Here is a 16,265-nt window from a genome sequence, read left to right on the forward strand (position 1 = left end):
GAATTGCCCCTCCGGCTGGGGTTGTGCCCGCCTCGTCGTGACTACCGACTTCCGCTCGCTACTCCTTCAGGTCATGCAGCCAGTTCGCCTGCTGGATCCGGTTGTCGAGCTCGCGCAATTCCTGCGCGACCGCATCGGCGCGTGCCCGAAGCTCGGCGACGGGCAGTGCGGAGATCTGGCGCAGTTCCGACCTCATCTGTCGGAGGAACTGATCGTTCGCTCCTGATGCGGCAGCCGCCGCGTCTGCCAGCAGCGAGTGCTGCAGCCGCAGGACGTCACGTGCCGCGAGAGCATCCGTCATCGTCCCGTCCGCGCCCAGGTCCAGCCGCGAGTTGGTCGCGTTGATGCGCCGGATCAGGTCACGCAGCTGCTCGAGTGCGGCGTCCCCCTCGACGAGGAGCGCTGCCGCATCCTCCGCGGGCTCCTCCCCCTCCTGATATCGGGCGTTCGCCGTGATCCGGGCACGGAGCTGCTCGATACGACGCTGCAGGTCTGCGCGGGCGGTCAAGGCCTCTGCGAGTTTCATGCCCTCATCCTGCCAGCACGCCGCCGTGTAACACAGCGTCACACGGCTGGTCGTCAGCGGGTGCGAAGCAGAGACGCGTGCTCGGGGTGTGCCTGGAACCAGTCGGAGACGTACCAGCACACCGCATCGACCTTGCGATCTCCGCGCGCCTCGATCTCGGCGACGGCCCCCTCGACGACGACACCGGCATAGCCGTGGCCGCGGAATGTGGGGATGGTGAACGCTCTCGTCAGGGCGATCGTATGTCCGTCGTCGCGATAGTCGAGCACGCTCACGAGCTGCCCGTCTCGCATCAGCGTGTACCGCGATGCATCCTTCTCATCGGTGAGGATGAAGCCTGCGGCGAGGGTCGAAGTGGTCACCCTCTCCACGTTACGCCCGCCTCCTGCACCGACGGCCGTTTTGACACGCGCGGACTTCTTCCGACATAATCCCCCCATGACTACCAACGCAAGCCCTTTGTCCGCCCAGGAGGCGAACAGGACTGCCGGGATGATGATGCCCGGTCGCGTTGGCATGTGTTGCCGAATGTGTCGCTGAACGAACAGCCACTCCGTCTGACCTGACTTCTCGCGATCTGCGAGGTATGGGTCATCGAGCATCCACCCTTTGCTCGCTCTTCCGGCTCGCCCGGTCATTCATGCAACGCATCAGAGCCCCTCTCCCGGCTCACGTCCTGAGGACTTCATCATCATGTCGAACATCGCACTTCTCGAGCGTCCCGCCGCCACTGCCGCTGTCCGCACCGCATCAGCGCCCACGACCGCACCGCTCGATGCAGACCTTCCCGCCGTCCGCTCGCCCCGCGGCTTCGCCCTCTACGTCGGTCTCGACGAGATCAAGGCGGCCGAAGCAGGGGTCAGCCTCCCGCTTCTCGTCGACGCCCTGCGTCGCACCCTCGCGGAGCTGGCGCCCGGCGCCGAGACGCACGCCACTGTCGCCCTCGCCCCGCACGGGTCGGGTGGACGCGACCTCGACGTCGTCCGCCTCGCTCTGCACGAGCCCGGAGCGATCGCTCGCACCAAGGCCGCTGCCGAGGAGGAGACCACCGACGAAGAGGGTGGCGTCGTCGTCGACATCTCGCGCAAGCGGGTGCTGATCGACGGAGAGTCCGCGGCGTTCACCTACAAGGAGTTCGAGCTGCTGCAGTACCTCGTTCTGCGCGAAGGACGCACGATCGAGCGCAGCGAGCTCGTCTCGGCACTGTGGCAGGCGCAGGACGACGAGACTCCCGGCGAGCGCACCATCGACGTGCACGTGCGGCGCCTGCGCGCGAAGCTCGGCCGCTACGAGGACATCGTCCGCACTGTGCGCGGCATCGGCTACCGCTTCGACCGTCACGCAGACGTCGTCATCCGCTACGGCCACGGCACACCCTCGCCCGACCGCTTCTGATCCGAGTGTCAGCCCCGCCACGTATGGTGGGGCCCATGACCCTGACCGCGGATGCCGGAGCCGCCGACGCGGCTCCTCCCAGCGCACCGCGCGAGACGGTGTACCGGCCCGCCGCCTCAGTGGATCTGCACTCGACGGTCGGCATGCTCCGTCGAGGCCCCGGCGACCCGACGATGGTCTTCGACGGCCCGGTGATCTGGCGCACTGTCCGAACTCCCCTCGGCGCCGCGACCCTGGCGCTGCGCGCGCAGAACGGCGAGATCAGGGCCACCGCGTGGGGTCGTGGAGCCGAGCACGCGCTCGACACCGTGCCTGATCTGTGCGGCGCCGGAGACGACCCGTCAGGCTTCGATCCTTCACACCATCCCTTGATCTCCGAGGTCCACCGTCGTGCACCCGGCATCCGCCTGGCTCGCACCGGCGTGGTGTTCGATGCTCTCGCCTGCGCCATCATCGAGCAGAAGGTGACCGGTCTCGAGGCGTTCCGCGCCTGGAGACTGCTCGTCACGAAGTTCGGCGAGCGAGCGCCGGGTCCGACGCCGAGACCGATGTACGCCGCTCCGACCGCGGCACAGTGGCGCCGCATCCCGTCGTGGGACTGGCATCGTGTCGCTGTGCAGCCGCCGCAGTCGAAGACCGTCGTGCGAGTGGCCGAGCGTGCAGAGAGCATCTCGCGCGCGCTGCTGGCCGCCCCCACCGGTGACGACCGTGACCGCGTGCTGACGAGCCTCCCCGGCGTGGGGGTGTGGACCTCGGCCGAGACCCGCATCCGGGCACTCGGCGATCCGGACGCGGTGAGCGTCGGCGACTATCACCTCGCCCATCAGGTGGGGTTCGCCCTCACCGGCCATCGCACCGACGATGACGGGATGCTCGAGCTGCTCGCTCCCTGGGCGGGTCACCGCCAGCGCGTGATCCGCCTCATCCTCGCGAGCAGGATCAGCGAGCCCCGACGAGGCCCCCGTCTCTCGCCCGAAGACCACCGCAGTCGCTGACCTCCCGTGGAGGGCGAATCGCCTTTAGGCTGAGCCCATGTCGCGCAACGTGCTCCGCTTCTCCGTCACCGCAGGGCTTCTCATCCTCGGTGTCGTGATCGGCCTGATCTTCCAGAACGTCTGGCTCGGCATCCTGCTGGCCGCGATCGTCTGGCTGGGATGGTTCATCGGCTACGAATCCCGCCGTGGCCGCAATGCCGGCGTCAACGACGAGGACCACGGCGTCGAGCTCTGAGCGTCAGTAGTAGACGGCGAGGGGACCAGAAGGGCCCTCGACCACCTGGACCGACGTATCGAACACGCGGGTGAGCACCTCGCCGGTCATGATCTCGTCGGGCGGGCCGAACTCGACGACGGCTCCGTCCTTCATGGCGCAGATGTGGTCGGCGTAGTGCCCCGCGAAGTTGATGTCATGCAGCACGATGACGATCGTGCGTCCGAGCTCCTCAGCCGCCCGACGCAGGTGCTTCATCATCTGCACGGCATGCTTCATGTCGAGGTTGTTCAGCGGCTCGTCGAGCAGCACGAACTCGGTGTCCTGCGCCAGCACCATCGCGACGTAGGCCCGCTGTCGCTGGCCTCCGGAGAGCTCGTCGAGATAGCGCCGTTCCAGGTCACCGAGGTCGAGGAAGTCGATCGCCCTGCTGATGATCTCCTCGTCATCGCGGGTCAACCGACCCTGCGAATGCGGGAAGCGTCCGAACCCGACGAGCTGACGCACGGTGAGGCGGGTGACGAAATGGTTCTCCTGGCGGAGCACCGAGACGATCTTGGCGAGGTCCTTCGACTTCGTCGTCGCCACGTCGTACCCGGCGATCTCGATCGTGCCGGCGTCCATGCCGCCGAGCCGGCCGATCATCGTCAGCAGCGTCGACTTGCCTGCGCCGTTCGGACCGATCAGCGCAGTGATCCCGCCCGCGGGGATCTCGAGGTCCACGGGGCCGATCGCGACCTCGTCGCTGTAGTGGCGGCGGACGCCGTCGAGTGTGATCACAGCCTGCCCTTTCTGAGGATGACGATGAGGAAGACGGTTCCGCCGACGAGCTCGATGAGGATCGAGACCATGCCCTGCGCATAGAAGACGTTCTTCATGACGAAGTAGGCCCCGGCGAGGATCGTGAAGGCCGTCAGCACGGCCACCGGGAAGATCAGTCGATGATCGTAGGTGTCGGCGAACTGGTAGGCGAGGGTCGCGACGAGGAAGCCGAGGAACGTCATCGGTCCGACCAGTGCGGTCGACGTCGCCATCAGCACGGCGACGAGGAAGAGCACGATGTAGAGCTCGCGCTTGTGGTCGAGGCCGAGCGAGCGGGACACATCGGGGCCCAGCGCCAGCAGGTTCAGCCTCCGCGACCTCAGCCACAGCAGCGCGGATGCCACGACGCACAGCGGAATCGCGAGCGGCAGGTATGACGCATCGGCGTTGGAGACATTGCCGAACAATCGCGCCGCCAGCACGTCGAACTCGCTGGGGGTCAGCAGTCGCTGCATGAAGGTCGAGATCGCTCCGAGGCCGCCGCCGATGATGATGCCGATGAGGAGCATGATCTGCAGGTTGCCGTAGCGTCCGGACAGCAGCCATCCGTACAGAGCCATGGCGAGCCCCACCATGATGACGACCTGCAGGCCGAACTGCCAGACGCCCTGGATCGCGACGAGCCCGGCGACACCGAAGAGGTAGACGGTCGTCGTCTGCACGACCCGGTAGAGCGACTCGAAGCCCATGATCGACGGCGTGATGATGCGGTTGTTCGTGACCGTCTGGAAGCTCACGGTCGCGATCGCCTGCGCCACGGCGACCACGCCCATCACGGTCACGTTCGTCACCCGCAGCTTCGCGATGCGCCAGAACCCCGGAGACCCGATCGGCATCGGGTTCTCCCAGGCCAGCAGCCCGAAGGCGAGGGACACGGACAGGACGATGAGAGTGCCGAGCACGATGATGTATCGCCGCCGCGCGCGCGGAGTCGTGAACGATCCCGAGGTGCGGGCGCCGGCCGCTGTCACGCTAGCCACGACGACGCTGCCTCAGCAGGAGCAGGATGAAGACGACCGCGCCGACGACTCCGAGGATCAGTGACACCGGCACCTCGAACGGCATGATGATCGTGCGTCCGATGATGTCGCAGACGGTGACGATCGCGATGCCGAGCAGGCAGACCCACGGGAGGTTGCTGCGCAGGTCGTCACCGCGGACCATCGAGACGACGTTGGGGACGATGAGTCCCAGGAACGGCAGGTTGCCGACGACGACCGTCACGACGCCGGTCGTGATCGCGATGAGCACGGTTCCGAGGAGGATCACCCGGTTGTAGTTCACCCCGACGTTCGTCGCGATCTCCTCCCCCAGTCCGGCGATCGTGAGACGGTCGGCTACGACGAAGACGACGACTCCGACGATCGCCACGATCCAGAGCATCTCGTACTGCCCGCGGAGCACCGACGTGAAGCTGCCCGCGAACCAGACCCCGATGGCCTGCAGCGAATCCGTTGCGAGCGCGAAATAGGTCGACACCGATCCGACGACGGCACCCAGCATGATGCCGACGATCGGGACGATGAGAGACGACTTCAGCGAGACTCGGCGCAGGAAGGCGAAGAACACCATGGTGCCGATGAAGGCCGCAATGATGGCACCCGCCATCCGCAGCGGGATCGACGGGTTGGGCACGAGCACCATCACGGTCAGCAGCCCGAGCCCCGCCCACTCGGTGGTGCCGGTGGTCGTGGGCTCGACGAAGCGGTTCTGCGTCAGCAGCTGCATGACGAGGCCAGCCATGGCCATCGCGGCACCCGCGAGGACGAGCGCGATCGTCCTCGGCACGCGGGTGATCTGGAACATCTCGGCACCGTCAGCGGCTCCGGCGATGTCGTACACGCCCGTGAAGAGGGATACGACGAGAAGCGCGAGGACGATGAGGATGCCGACGAGGAGCTTGACGTCGAAGAGCCGCCCGGCAGATCGGGGCGGCTCGACGGAGAACGCGGTGCGGACCATGATGGGACGCCGGCCGGCGGCATCCGCCCTTGAGCGGATGCCGCCGAGCGGACTACTTCTGAGCGGCCTCGAGGGCGTCGGCGAGGTCGTTCAGGAACGTCGTGTAGGTCTGGATACCCTCGTTCAGGTAGGTGTCGGTGGGCATGTAGACGATCTGCTCATCCGCGACGGCCGTGACGCCGGCGAGTGCTTCGGAGCCCTCCAGGATCTCGGATGCCTGCACGTAGTCGGGGGTCTCTGCGGCGAACACGGCGTCGCGGTCGAGCACCAGGAGCCAGTCGGGGTTCGAGGCGGCGATCGCCTCGACCGAGATGTCGTCGCCCTGGTGGTCGTCGGAGGCGTCGTCCACCTCGAGCGCCGGGGTCAGCCCGAGGATGTCGTAGATCGGCCCGAGTGAGCGACCCACGGTCGGTGCCAGATATCCGATCTCGCCGCCCGAGGTGTTCACCGCCATGACGGTGTCGGCGTCGTCGTAGGCGGCCTTCGCCCGCTCGACCGCCGCGTCGAAGTCGTCGACCAGCGCCTCTGCCTCGTCCTGCTTGCCGAAGATCTCGCCGAGCACCGTGACCTGCCTCTTGAGCTCCTCATCGAAGGGCTCGCCCTCCCGCGGTTCCAGGTCGATGATCGTGGCGTCGGGCACGAGCTCGGCGATGGCCTCGTTGTGCTGCGTGAAGCGCTGTCCGCTGATGATCAGATCGGGTTCGACGGCGACGATCGCCTCGAGGTCGGGCTCGCTGTGCAGGCCGATGTCGACGATCGAGTCGTCGTCGAGGTACGACACCGTGTCGGGCATGAGCGCGACCGCGCCGGCGGAGAGCTCGACTCCCCAGTCGGAGAGCGTCTGGAAGGTGCGGTTGTCCAGTGCGACGACGGATGCGGGAGGCGTGGCGATCTCGTGGGATCCGGTGTTGTCCTCGATCGTGACGGAGTCGGCGGCGGGCGCAGTCTCGGCCGGCTCTGCTTCTGCTCCGGAGGCGCAGCCTGCGAGGGCGAGGAGACCGACGAGACCGACGCTCGTGGCGCTGAGGATTCTGGGCATGGACATGGAGAGACTCCTGTTCTGCGGTGTGGAAACGCGCACGATCGGCGCAGGACGATCGACTTAGGCATGCCTAAGTTCGACCTGGAAGATAGGTTAGCCTTACTTTATGAGCGATACGAAATCCGGCTTCTCGATCGAGCGCCGAGGCCTCGACCTGCGGTTCCGCACGGTGACTCTCAGCGCCAGAGAGTGGCTCGCCCCCGACTTCGTCCGCGTACGCCTCACCGGCGGCGACCTCGAGGGATTCGACTCCCTCGGATCCGACGACCACATGCGCCTGTTCTTCCCCACGGGCCCCGTGGGTTCCATCGAGGAGATGCGGGCGGCTCCGAGTCGCGAGTACACCCCCCTCGACTGGGGAGCGGACTGGCTCGATGTCGAGTTCGCCGTGCACGGCGACTCGGGTATCGCAGCCCCTTGGGCGGCGACTGCTCCTCTCGGGTCATCGATCGGTGTCGGCGGGCCCCGCGGGTCGGCTGTGCTGAACGGCAGCCCCGGCTCCTGGCTGCTCGTCGGAGACGAGACGGCCATCCCCGCGATCCGGCGCTTCGCGTCGCTCATCCCCGCGGGCGTCGCCGCGCGAATCGTGATCGAGACGGTCTCGGCGGGCCGGGAGATCGAGATCGCCGCGCCCGTCGACATCGAGTGGTTGCATCGCGGCGACGCGCCGTCCGGGTCGGCGCTCATCGCATTCCTCGACGAACTCGCCCCTGACGAGCCGGTCGGCGAGGACCCCTTCGTCTTCATCGCAGCCGAGCAGTCGATCGTGAAGCCGGGTCGTGCACTGCTCGATCGTTGGGGCATCGACTCAGCGAACGCGGTGGTCAAGGGCTACTGGAAGCGCGGCGAAGCCGAGTACCACGCTCCGCACTAGTGCAACGCGCGCGTCGACTGGAAGACTGAACGCATGGCACTTCTGGATCATCTGGGCATCACGGTCGACGACCTCGAACGGGGCAGGGCCCAGTTCCACCCCGTGCTCATCGCGCTCGGCTACGAGAGCGGCGGCGAGGACGACCATTCCATCTCGTGGAACTACGGCGACGAGACGGAGATCATCCTCTACGCGTGGGACGAGGACTCCGGTCCTCACCGGCACGGTCGCGTCGGCTGGCAGCACATCGCGTTCGCCGTACCCTCGCGCGATGAGGTGGATCGCCTGCATGCAGTGGCGCTCGACGCCGGATGGACGGCGGTCCGAGAGCCGAAGGAGTACCCGCGGTACACCGACCGCTACTACGCCTCCTTCGTCGAGGATGCCGACGGCATCCGGGTCGAATTCATGCACAACCCTCCGCACGCGTCCGCTTGACTCCCGGGCGTGTCGCGTCCTAGTGTTGCAAAGCTGTGCCGATCGAGCACAGCATTCACGCCGAGGAGACGACGGATGACCGCCATGCGGAACTTCCCCTTCGCCGCGGTCTTGCCGCTTCAGCAGAAGCGCAATGACCGCTACGAGTCGTACCCTCCGGCGCGCGCCGTGTGACAGCATCCGCTGTTCTCATGCCCCGCACCGTCAGGTTCGGGGCATTTGTGTTTCTCACGAGACTCCCGACCTGTGGCTGAACATCACACAAAGGAAAGGAACCATGGAGAGGCTCTCCACACGGCTGCTCTCGTGGGCGTCGATGATCGATGAGAAGACACTCGATCAGGCGCACACCACCGCGCGCATGCCGTTCATCCATCCGCACCTGGCGTTGATGCCGGATGCGCACCTCGGCAAGGGGGCGACGGTCGGGTCGGTCATCCCGACGCTCGGTGCGATCATCCCGGCCGCCGTGGGCGTCGATATCGGCTGCGGCATGATCGCCGTGCGCACCCAGTTCACGAAGACGGATCTCGACGGCCGCGATCTCGCCGAACTGCGCGAGCAGATCGAACGCGCGATCCCGCTCTCGGCCGGCCGGTACAACAACAAGATCGTCGCGACCGCCGAGCCTCGCATCGCCGAGCTCGAGGCCCTCGCCGAGAAGAGCGAATTCGACCCCGAGACGTATGCCAAGAACTGGCGGCTCCAGCTCGGCACCCTCGGTTCGGGCAACCACTTCATCGAGGTCTCGGTGGACGAGCTCGACCGTGTGTGGCTCTTCCTGCACTCCGGTTCCCGGGGCGTCGGCAACCGGATCGCGGGCCACCACATCGCCGTCGCGCAGCGGCTGGCGAAGCAGTGGTGGATCGAGCTGCCCGACCCCGATCTGGCCTATCTCGTCGAGGGCACCACGGAGTTCACCCGGTACATCCGGGAGCTGCGGTGGGCCCAGCACTTCGCGCTGCTCAACCGCGAGGAGATGATGGACCGTGTCGCGAGGCAGGTGTCGGAGTTCCTCGGAACCCCCGTCGACGAGCAGGAGCGCATCAACTGCCACCACAACTTCACCGAATCGGAGAAGCACTACGGCAAGAGGGTGTGGGTGTCGAGGAAGGGCGCGATCCACGCGGATGCCGGACGCCCCGGACTCATCCCGGGCTCGATGGGAACAGCGTCGTATGTGGTCGAAGGGCTCGGCGACCCGCAGTCGCTGAACTCCTCACCGCACGGCGCCGGCCGGGAGTACTCGCGGTCGGCGGCTCGCCGGACCTTCTCTCACGAGCAGCTGCGCGAGGCGATGACCGGCATCGAGTTCCGTGACACGAGCGCCTTCATCGACGAGATTCCGCAGGCGTACAAGCCGATCGATCAGGTCATGGCGGATGCCGCGAGCCTGGTCTCGATCCGGCACACGCTGCGGCAGCTCGTCAACGTGAAGGGCGACTGAGCAAGGGGGTGGGCGGTGACGCGAGTCACCGCCATCCCTCCTGCACACCCTGCCCGCGACTCGAGTTCCTCCCACCGCTCGGGATGACGGTATACAGCGACCTCGACTCCCCTGTTCGGCGTGGAACGATGCGAGGATGACATGGTGCACCTCATGACCGACCCTCAGATCTGGACCATGATCGGGTGTTTCACCGCGCTCATGTTCGGCATGCTGACCGTCGTCTCCACGCTGTTCATCCGCGTCGTCCGCACCGAGATCGGTGGCCTCCGCAACGAGATGAACGCCCAGATCGGCGGCCTTCGTGGAGAGATGAATGCCCAGATCGGCGGGCTCCGTGGAGAGATGAACGCCCGCTTCGACACCGTGAACACGCGCATCGACGGACTCGACCGCGACATGCAGGCAGTCGTCAAGCGCTCCTTCGGGCTCGACCGCGACTGACTCCGGCTCACGACACATGCCTTCACCCATCGTCTCGGATGACGCCTACGACGCGCTCCCCGAGCACCCCTGCGGGACGGCAGTGCTGTTGCTCGCCGGTTCGAGCGGGCGCCTCGAATCCGCTCGCGCCGATCTCCTCAGCCGTCGTGGTGCGCGCGTGCGTGCGATCCGATGGTTCGGCGGCATCGGCCAGCGACCGACGGCCCATGAGGTGCCGATCGAACTGTTCATCGATCAGATCGAGCTGCTGCGACGAGACCACGATCGCGTGGCGATCTTCGGAACGTCGTTCGGTGCCGAGGCGGCACTCGTCACCGCGACCACCGTCGAGGTCGACGCCACCATCGCCGTCTCCCCCTCGTCGGTCGTCTGGTCCGGGTTGGCGGAGGGGCGCTGGTCTTCTCACTGGACCCTGGGCGGTTCTGCGCTGCCGTCGGTCGCGTTCGATCCCGCATGGACCCCGACCACCGACCCGCCCGAGTACCTCTCGCTGTACTCGTCGAGCCTGACCCTCGACCCGGCACTCACCGAGGTGGCATCGATTCCTGTCGAGCGGCTCTCCGGCGATCTGCTGCTGATCGCCGGAGGCGACGACCGAGTCTGGCCGAGTGCCGCATTCGCGACCGCGATCGCGGAGCGTCGTCGGGCCCATGGCAGCCGCACGACGGTCGTGCTGCATCCGGACGCGGGGCATCGCCTGCTGCTTCCCGGCGAGATCCCCGCGGCCGGCGGCGTGAACATGGCCCGGGGTGGCACACCGTCGGCCGATGCAGAACTCGGTATGCGGGCCTGGCCCGAGATCTCCCGGATCCTCGACCTGAACCCCGACTGACGTCAGACGGCCGGTGTGGCGACGGCTTCGGCATCCGTTCTGTCGGTGAAAGCCGCTTTCGGGACGAAGACGAGGATGGCGGCGGCGACGAGCGCCGTCACGCCGCAGACCACCCACACCGTGATGTAGCCGGCGAACGACCCTGCGGTGCCCTCGACCGCTCCGCTCACGCCGTTGAGCAGCGCGATGCCGAAGACGCACGAGGCGATCGCTCCACCCACCGTCTTGACCGAGTTCGTGAGGCCCGTCGCGACCCCCGTCTGCGTCGCGGGAGCCGCCGATGCGGCCGCCGCGGGGAGGGCCGCCACGAGAGCGCCGGAGCCGAGACCGACGATGACCATGTTCGTCACCACCTGCACATACGAGTCATGGAACGGCAGGAACAGCAGGAACCCGATGCCGACGAGCAGAGACGCACCCATGAGAGTGATCCGCGGCGTCACCAGTCGAGCGATGAGCGGGAACAGCAGAGCGCCGGCGATCATCGCGATGAGGTACAGCCCGATGATCAGCGACGTCGCGAAGCCGGTGGTTCCGAGCCCATAGCCGTAGACACCCGGATCGGTGCGGGCGAACGTCGACAGCGGCGCCTGGGCCCCCAGCACGCTCACCCCGAACAGGCCGGCTGTGAGGAAGACGGGGCCGAGCGCCGGTGAGCGGAACATGCGCACGTCGATGAGAGGGTCATCGCAGCGCAGCTCCCAGAGCACGAACGGGATCACGAGCAGGAGTCCGAGCACGACGACCGCCCACGACCAGGGGTTGACGAGCCCGCCCTCGAGGCGGAGAAGGCTCAAGCCGCCGGTGAAGCAGATCAGGGCGAGCGAGATCAACACGACGCCGACCGTGTCGAACACGCCGCCGGTCGGATCGGGCGACTCCTTCACCCCGAACAGGATCACGAAGAAGCAGACGACGATCAGCACTGCGGGGATGAGGAGCACGACCGTGAGCGGCAGGACATCGATCAGCGCGCCGCCGACGAGAGCACCGATGATCGCACCGCCTTCGAGTGCCGCGACCAGGAGCCCGGCGGCCTTCGCCGTGATCGAGGAGCGCCCCTCCATGCGTCGGGAGCGCGACCAGATGAGCGCGATCTCGAGCGGCAGCCAGACGACGTAGAAGCCCATCAGCGTCCAGCCGATCAGGAACACGGGGAACGAGTCCGTGAACGGCAGGACGAGCGCCGCCGCGGCGGTCAGTGCCGTCGAGATCAACAGCATCCGCTTGTGCCCGACCATGTCGCCGAGCTTCGCGAACGCCGGCACGACGAGAGCCGAGAGCATGAGCTGCGTGCCCTCCAGCCAGTTCACGTCGGCATCGTGGATGCCCAGATGCCGCGCGATGTCGGTGAGCATGGGCGTGTAGTAGCCCTGGAGCACACCGCTGGTGAACTCGACGAAAGCGAGGAAACCGACGACCGTGGCGAGGGTTCCCAGAGTTCGGCTGCGCGTCATCGCGGCTCCTCGGTGAAGGGGCTGAGCCGGGCGCCGAGACGCCCGTGAGGGGGTGGCATCACCCTAGCCGCTCGAGGAGAGCTCGATGGAACCGCTCCCCGCGCTCGAGCGCGGCGATCTCGACGTTCTCATCGACCCCGTGGATCGACGCCCGCTGCGCGTTCGACATGTCGAGCGGCGCGAAGCGGTAGACGGCGGGCGCGAAGCGGTGGAAGTGGCGGGAGTCGGTCGCCGCCATCATCACGTACGGCACGGCGGGGACTCCGGGATGCGAGACCGCGAGTGCGTCCGCGAGCAGCGCGAACTGGGCGTTGTCTGTCGCGGATTCGGGCGAGGGTTCGCTCGCCTCCACGACGGCGACCGTCACGAGCGGATCCCGGATGCGGCGGCGCACCCGCAGCACGGTCTGCTGCGTCGTCTCACCCAGAGCGATGCGCAGATTCACGGTCGCCGATGCCTGAGAGGGCAGCACATTCGCCGCCGTGCCGCCCGACTGCATCGTCGGAGCCACAGTCGTGCGCACGAGGGCCGCAGGCTCCCCGCCGAGCGCGGCGAACAGCTGGCCGGTCAGGAGCGGGGCGGATCCGAGCAGACGAAGCAGGTGCCGCGCAGGACCGGGCGTCTGAGCGCCGAGCTGCGACAGCATCCGCCCGATCGCCTTCGAGGGGCGGGGGCGGAACGTTCGCGGTCCGAGCCGATCCACGGCCCTCGCCACCCTCCGGACTGCCGTGCGAGAGGGTGGAGCCGATGCGTGGCCACCCTCGCCGCGCGCCGAGAGGGTGAGGGTCATGACGCCCTTCTCGCCGACGCCGATCATGGCCGCTCGTCCCGGGACGAACGGCAGCGGGGCATCGACCACCGCACCGCCCTCGTCGACCACCAGCCACGGGATGATGCCGCGCTCGCGGAGCGCCCGCGCGATCTCCTCGGCCGCTCTGCCGAAGGTCTCTTCGTTGCCACCGAACGAGAGGTAGACGTCTCGCCCGGGGACGAAACCCTCGGCGAGCAGATTCTCGACGGCCTCGAGCACGACGATCAGCGGACCCTTGTCGTCGAGAGCCCCTCGCCCGTAGACCACCCCGTCGGCGACGACGCCCTCGAACGGAGGATGCGTCCACGCATCGCTCTCATCCACCGGCACGACGTCATAGTGCGCCATCAGCACGACCGGCCCGTCGGACGCGGCATCCCTGCCCGACCAGTGGAAGAGCAGCCCGAAATCGGTGTGTCGTTCGAGCGTGAGGTGCTCGTGCACGAGCGGATAGAGTTCGGCGATCAACGAGACGAAGGCCTCGAAGGGCCCGGATCCGCGTTCCTCGAGCTCAGCCGACACTGTAGGCAGCCGGATCATCTGCGAGAGACGTTCGGCGATTCCCGGTCGAGGTTCTGTCACGTCGGCCATCGTAGCGCCGGGCGCAGCGCCTCCCACCCGCGAGACAATGGATGGATGAGCCTGTTCGCCCTGGCACCCAAGCGCGGTCCGCGCTGGCATCTCGCCACCCAGGCGGCGCTGGGCATCGCAGTGCCGATCGCCGTCATGACCATGATCGGCGAGCCCGCGCTCGGGTACATCGCCGCGTCGGGGGCGTTCACGGTTCTCTTCGCCGGAACCTCCCCGGTGGTGGATCGCGCGAGAATCCTGCCCCTCGTCGCCGCGGGCCTGATCGCGAGCGCCGCGCTCGGAGTCGCCCTGTCCGCGAACGCCTGGCTCGTGAGCATCGGAGTCGTGGTGGTCGCGGTCGTCAGCGCCGTTCTGGCCTTCGGCTTCCGGCTCGGCCCGCCGGGGCCCCTCTTCTTCGTGCTGGTCTTCGGGCTCTCCGCTCACGTGGTCGTCAGCTCTGCGATCGAGCCGATGGTCTACATCGCCGCCCTCGCGGCCGGATGCGTGTTCTCCTACCTGGTCGCGATGGCGCCGCTTCTGCTCCCCCGAGCGCGTGCGGTCTCGGCCCGGCCGCTGCGTGAGCTGCTGCCAGGGCCCGACTTCACCGCCGATTCGCGCATGCTGCTGATCCGAGTCGCGATCGTCTCGGTCATCGGGGTTCTGCTCGGGCTGGTGATCGATCCGACGCGGACCTACTGGATCGTCGGATCGGCCGTCGCCGTGATCGGCGTGGCGGCTGCCCGACGCGCCGCAGTGCAGCGCGGCCTGCACCGCATGCTCGGGACAGTCGTGGGCGCCGGCGTCTACGCCCTTCTCGCGCTGCTGCATCCCTCGGGTCTCTGGCTGGCACTGCTCCTGGGTGCTCTGCAGTTCACGATCGAGCTCGTCGTGGTGCGCCACTACGCCCTCGCGCTCGTCTTCATCACGCCGCTCGTGCTGCTGTTGACGGGTGCGGCGACCGGCGAGATCGGTTCGATGGTCGTGGCGTGGGAACGCATCGTCGACACCCTCGTCGGTGCCGCGCTCGGTGCGCTTTCGGGCCTGCTGCATCCTCGCGCCGCGACACCTCGCACCTGACGCTCGACCGTGGCTGTCGCAGGGGCCATACTCGCACCATGACCCGCGCGCCAGAGATCGACGACTACCACCAGAGACTCACCCCCGAAGATCGTGAGATCTGCGAGCGTCTCGCCGATGAGATCGACCGAGGACTGCCCGAGGCGACGGCCAAGGTCTGGCACGCGCACCCCGTCTGGTTCCTCGACGGCAATCCGATCGTGGGATATGACCGGCTGAAGGATGCCGTGCGGCTGATGTTCTGGAGCGGCCAGTCGTTCGCCGAGCCCGGTCTCGTCGCGTCAGGTTCATTCGAAGCAGCCGAGGTGAGGTTCGTCGACGTCTCGGAGATCGACATCGACCGTCTGGCTGTCTGGCTGTCGGAGTCGCGGGTCGTGCAGTGGGACTACGAGCACATCCGCACGAACCGCGGCCTCGTCAAGCGCACCGAGTTCTGAGGTCGATCCGGGAACACGGCGGACCGGTGCCGGGTTGCACATCGAGAGCCGAGAGGAAAGCGATGGAACTGACGCTGGTCACCTCTGCGTTCTGCGGAGCCTGCTCGCGAACCCGCACGGTCGTGTCGGATGCGGTGCGCTACCTGCCCGATGCGACAGTCACCGAGATCGACGTCGCAGCGGAGCCGGACGCAGCGGAGGCGCTCGACATCCGCTTCACCCCGACCGTCATCATCCGCGATGCCACGGGCACGGAGGTTTTCCGAGCGGAGGGTGTGCCCACGGTCCCTCAGGTGCTGACCGCAGCCGTGAAGGCCCTCCCCGCCTGAGCCCTGATCGAGCCCTTGCGGATGTCCGCTCCCCGGCGCAGAATGAGCCGCAGCAGGGCCGATGACGGCCCCGCCTGACATCGCTGGGGGCAGTCGTGGCCAATCTCAATCCGTATCTCTCGTTCCGCACCGAAGCGCGGCAGGCGATGGAGTTCTACCAGGGCATTCTCGGCGGCGACCTCGACATCAATGTGTTCGGCGAGTTCCCCGACATGGTGCAGAACCCCGATCAGGCGCACCTCGTGATGCACGCGCAGCTCACCACGCCCGACGGCCTGGTGCTCATGGCATCAGACACTCCCGACGGCATTCCGTTCGAGCCGCCGCAGGGGTTCTCCGTCTCGCTCAGCGGCAACTCGCAGGAGAGGACCCAGCAGGTCTGGGACGCCCTCTCCGACGGAGCGGCGATCGTCATGCCGCTCGACACTCCGCCATGGGGCGGCAGTTTCGGGATGCTGGTCGATCGGTTCGGGGTGCCGTGGATGCTGCACGGCACCCCGAATGAGCCGCACGCGACCGACACCCTGACTGCGAAGACCCTCCCCTGCCTGTGTCAACAGGAGAGGCTCCGGTGCGTCGGGTGAGCCCGAGCG

The 16,265-nt window shown here is 67.5% G+C and carries 20 protein-coding genes; 12 read left to right on the plus strand and 8 right to left on the minus strand.

What is annotated here, in order from left to right:
- Positions 1 to 58 precede the first annotated feature (58 nt).
- Together ACIP5T_RS07895 and ACIP5T_RS07900 are read right to left on the minus strand one after the other, a co-directional pair.
- Entirely contained in the window at positions 59 to 526 is a 468-nt protein-coding gene (locus ACIP5T_RS07895; RefSeq protein ID WP_400862080.1) for a DIP1984 family protein, read from the minus strand.
- 53 nt (positions 527 to 579) lie between these two features.
- A complete protein-coding gene (locus tag ACIP5T_RS07900; RefSeq protein WP_400864674.1) occupies positions 580 to 819 on the minus strand; it encodes a GNAT family N-acetyltransferase in 240 nt (79 codons plus the stop codon).
- 400 nt (positions 820 to 1,219) lie between these two features.
- Here ACIP5T_RS07900 and ACIP5T_RS07905 point away from each other — a divergent pair, with 400 nt between their 5' ends.
- The 3 genes from ACIP5T_RS07905 to ACIP5T_RS07915 are packed head-to-tail and all read left to right on the plus strand — an operon-like array spanning position 1,220 to position 3,151.
- A complete protein-coding gene (locus ACIP5T_RS07905) occupies positions 1,220 to 1,921 on the plus strand; it encodes a winged helix-turn-helix domain-containing protein (protein WP_400862082.1) in 702 nt (233 codons plus the stop codon).
- Positions 1,922 to 1,956: 35 nt separating this feature from the next.
- The gene (locus tag ACIP5T_RS07910) at positions 1,957 to 2,916 is read left to right on the plus strand and encodes a DNA-3-methyladenine glycosylase family protein (RefSeq protein ID WP_400862084.1); all 960 of its coding nucleotides are present in this window, start codon (positions 1,957 to 1,959) and stop codon (positions 2,914 to 2,916) included.
- 37 nt (positions 2,917 to 2,953) lie between these two features.
- Entirely contained in the window at positions 2,954 to 3,151 is a 198-nt protein-coding gene (locus ACIP5T_RS07915) for a hypothetical protein (RefSeq protein WP_140036249.1), read from the plus strand.
- Between the two features lie 3 nt (positions 3,152 to 3,154).
- Here the strand turns inward: ACIP5T_RS07915 and ACIP5T_RS07920 are convergent, their stop codons facing one another.
- From ACIP5T_RS07920 to ACIP5T_RS07935, 4 genes are read right to left on the minus strand one after another with little or no spacing between them, the layout of a single operon-like run.
- The gene (locus ACIP5T_RS07920) at positions 3,155 to 3,910 is read right to left on the minus strand and encodes an ABC transporter ATP-binding protein (protein ID WP_400862087.1); all 756 of its coding nucleotides are present in this window, start codon (positions 3,908 to 3,910) and stop codon (positions 3,155 to 3,157) included.
- Positions 3,907 to 4,932 carry an iron chelate uptake ABC transporter family permease subunit gene (locus tag ACIP5T_RS07925; protein WP_400862088.1) on the minus strand — a complete coding sequence of 342 codons (1,026 nt, stop codon included), beginning with the start codon at positions 4,930 to 4,932 and terminating at the stop codon, positions 3,907 to 3,909. Before ACIP5T_RS07925 ends, ACIP5T_RS07920 begins: the two co-directional genes overlap by 4 nt.
- Positions 4,925 to 5,914 (minus strand): iron chelate uptake ABC transporter family permease subunit, encoded by a 990-nt coding sequence (locus tag ACIP5T_RS07930; RefSeq protein ID WP_400862090.1) that lies wholly within the window; start codon positions 5,912 to 5,914, stop codon positions 4,925 to 4,927. The genes ACIP5T_RS07925 and ACIP5T_RS07930 overlap by 8 nt, the downstream gene beginning before the upstream one ends.
- A 52-nt stretch (positions 5,915 to 5,966) precedes the next feature.
- Positions 5,967 to 6,959 carry a siderophore ABC transporter substrate-binding protein gene (locus ACIP5T_RS07935; RefSeq protein WP_400862091.1) on the minus strand — a complete coding sequence of 331 codons (993 nt, stop codon included), beginning with the start codon at positions 6,957 to 6,959 and terminating at the stop codon, positions 5,967 to 5,969.
- A 103-nt stretch (positions 6,960 to 7,062) separates the two neighbouring features.
- On the opposite strand from ACIP5T_RS07935, the gene ACIP5T_RS07940 reads away from it, so the two are divergent.
- The 5 genes from ACIP5T_RS07940 to ACIP5T_RS07960 all read left to right on the plus strand — a co-directional run bounded on the left by ACIP5T_RS07940 (position 7,063) and on the right by ACIP5T_RS07960 (position 10,991).
- Positions 7,063 to 7,830, plus strand: a complete 768-nt coding sequence (locus tag ACIP5T_RS07940) for a siderophore-interacting protein (protein WP_400862093.1) — start codon at positions 7,063 to 7,065, stop codon at positions 7,828 to 7,830.
- 33 nt (positions 7,831 to 7,863) lie between these two features.
- The gene (locus ACIP5T_RS07945; protein WP_400862094.1) at positions 7,864 to 8,268 is read left to right on the plus strand and encodes a VOC family protein; all 405 of its coding nucleotides are present in this window, start codon (positions 7,864 to 7,866) and stop codon (positions 8,266 to 8,268) included.
- Positions 8,269 to 8,545: 277 nt separating this feature from the next.
- Positions 8,546 to 9,715 (plus strand): RtcB family protein, encoded by a 1,170-nt coding sequence (locus ACIP5T_RS07950; RefSeq protein WP_400862096.1) that lies wholly within the window; start codon positions 8,546 to 8,548, stop codon positions 9,713 to 9,715.
- A gap of 153 nt (positions 9,716 to 9,868) precedes the next feature.
- Positions 9,869 to 10,159, plus strand: coding sequence for a hypothetical protein (locus ACIP5T_RS07955; RefSeq protein WP_400862097.1), 291 nt, complete (start codon positions 9,869 to 9,871; stop codon positions 10,157 to 10,159).
- A 16-nt stretch (positions 10,160 to 10,175) separates the two neighbouring features.
- The gene (locus ACIP5T_RS07960) at positions 10,176 to 10,991 is read left to right on the plus strand and encodes an acyl-CoA thioester hydrolase/BAAT C-terminal domain-containing protein (RefSeq protein WP_400862098.1); all 816 of its coding nucleotides are present in this window, start codon (positions 10,176 to 10,178) and stop codon (positions 10,989 to 10,991) included.
- Positions 10,992 to 10,993: 2 nt separating this feature from the next.
- Here ACIP5T_RS07960 and ACIP5T_RS07965 read toward each other — a convergent pair whose 3' ends face one another.
- Both ACIP5T_RS07965 and ACIP5T_RS07970 read right to left on the minus strand, forming a co-directional pair.
- Positions 10,994 to 12,448: an MFS transporter gene (locus ACIP5T_RS07965; protein ID WP_400862099.1), complete on the minus strand. Its 1,455-nt coding sequence runs from the start codon at positions 12,446 to 12,448 to the stop codon at positions 10,994 to 10,996.
- A gap of 58 nt (positions 12,449 to 12,506) precedes the next feature.
- Positions 12,507 to 13,850, minus strand: a complete 1,344-nt coding sequence (locus ACIP5T_RS07970; protein WP_400862100.1) for a M20/M25/M40 family metallo-hydrolase — start codon at positions 13,848 to 13,850, stop codon at positions 12,507 to 12,509.
- A gap of 45 nt (positions 13,851 to 13,895) precedes the next feature.
- Here ACIP5T_RS07970 and ACIP5T_RS07975 point away from each other — a divergent pair, with 45 nt between their 5' ends.
- The 4 genes from ACIP5T_RS07975 (at position 13,896) to ACIP5T_RS07990 (ending at position 16,256) form a co-directional block, all read left to right on the plus strand.
- Complete coding sequence (locus tag ACIP5T_RS07975; RefSeq protein ID WP_400862101.1) at positions 13,896 to 14,906, plus strand: FUSC family protein; 1,011 nt, start codon at positions 13,896 to 13,898, stop codon at positions 14,904 to 14,906.
- A gap of 38 nt (positions 14,907 to 14,944) precedes the next feature.
- Positions 14,945 to 15,343: a DUF1801 domain-containing protein gene (locus tag ACIP5T_RS07980; RefSeq protein WP_400862102.1), complete on the plus strand. Its 399-nt coding sequence runs from the start codon at positions 14,945 to 14,947 to the stop codon at positions 15,341 to 15,343.
- 62 nt (positions 15,344 to 15,405) lie between these two features.
- Positions 15,406 to 15,672 carry a thioredoxin domain-containing protein gene (locus tag ACIP5T_RS07985; RefSeq protein ID WP_400862104.1) on the plus strand — a complete coding sequence of 89 codons (267 nt, stop codon included), beginning with the start codon at positions 15,406 to 15,408 and terminating at the stop codon, positions 15,670 to 15,672.
- A 95-nt stretch (positions 15,673 to 15,767) separates the two neighbouring features.
- Positions 15,768 to 16,256: a VOC family protein gene (locus ACIP5T_RS07990; protein ID WP_400862106.1), complete on the plus strand. Its 489-nt coding sequence runs from the start codon at positions 15,768 to 15,770 to the stop codon at positions 16,254 to 16,256.
- The last annotated feature ends 9 nt before the right edge of the window (positions 16,257 to 16,265 follow it).

The sequence above is a fragment of the Microbacterium sp. NPDC088619 genome (assembly GCF_044752825.1).
In the GTDB taxonomy this organism is placed as follows: Bacteria; Actinomycetota; Actinomycetes; order Actinomycetales; family Microbacteriaceae; genus Microbacterium.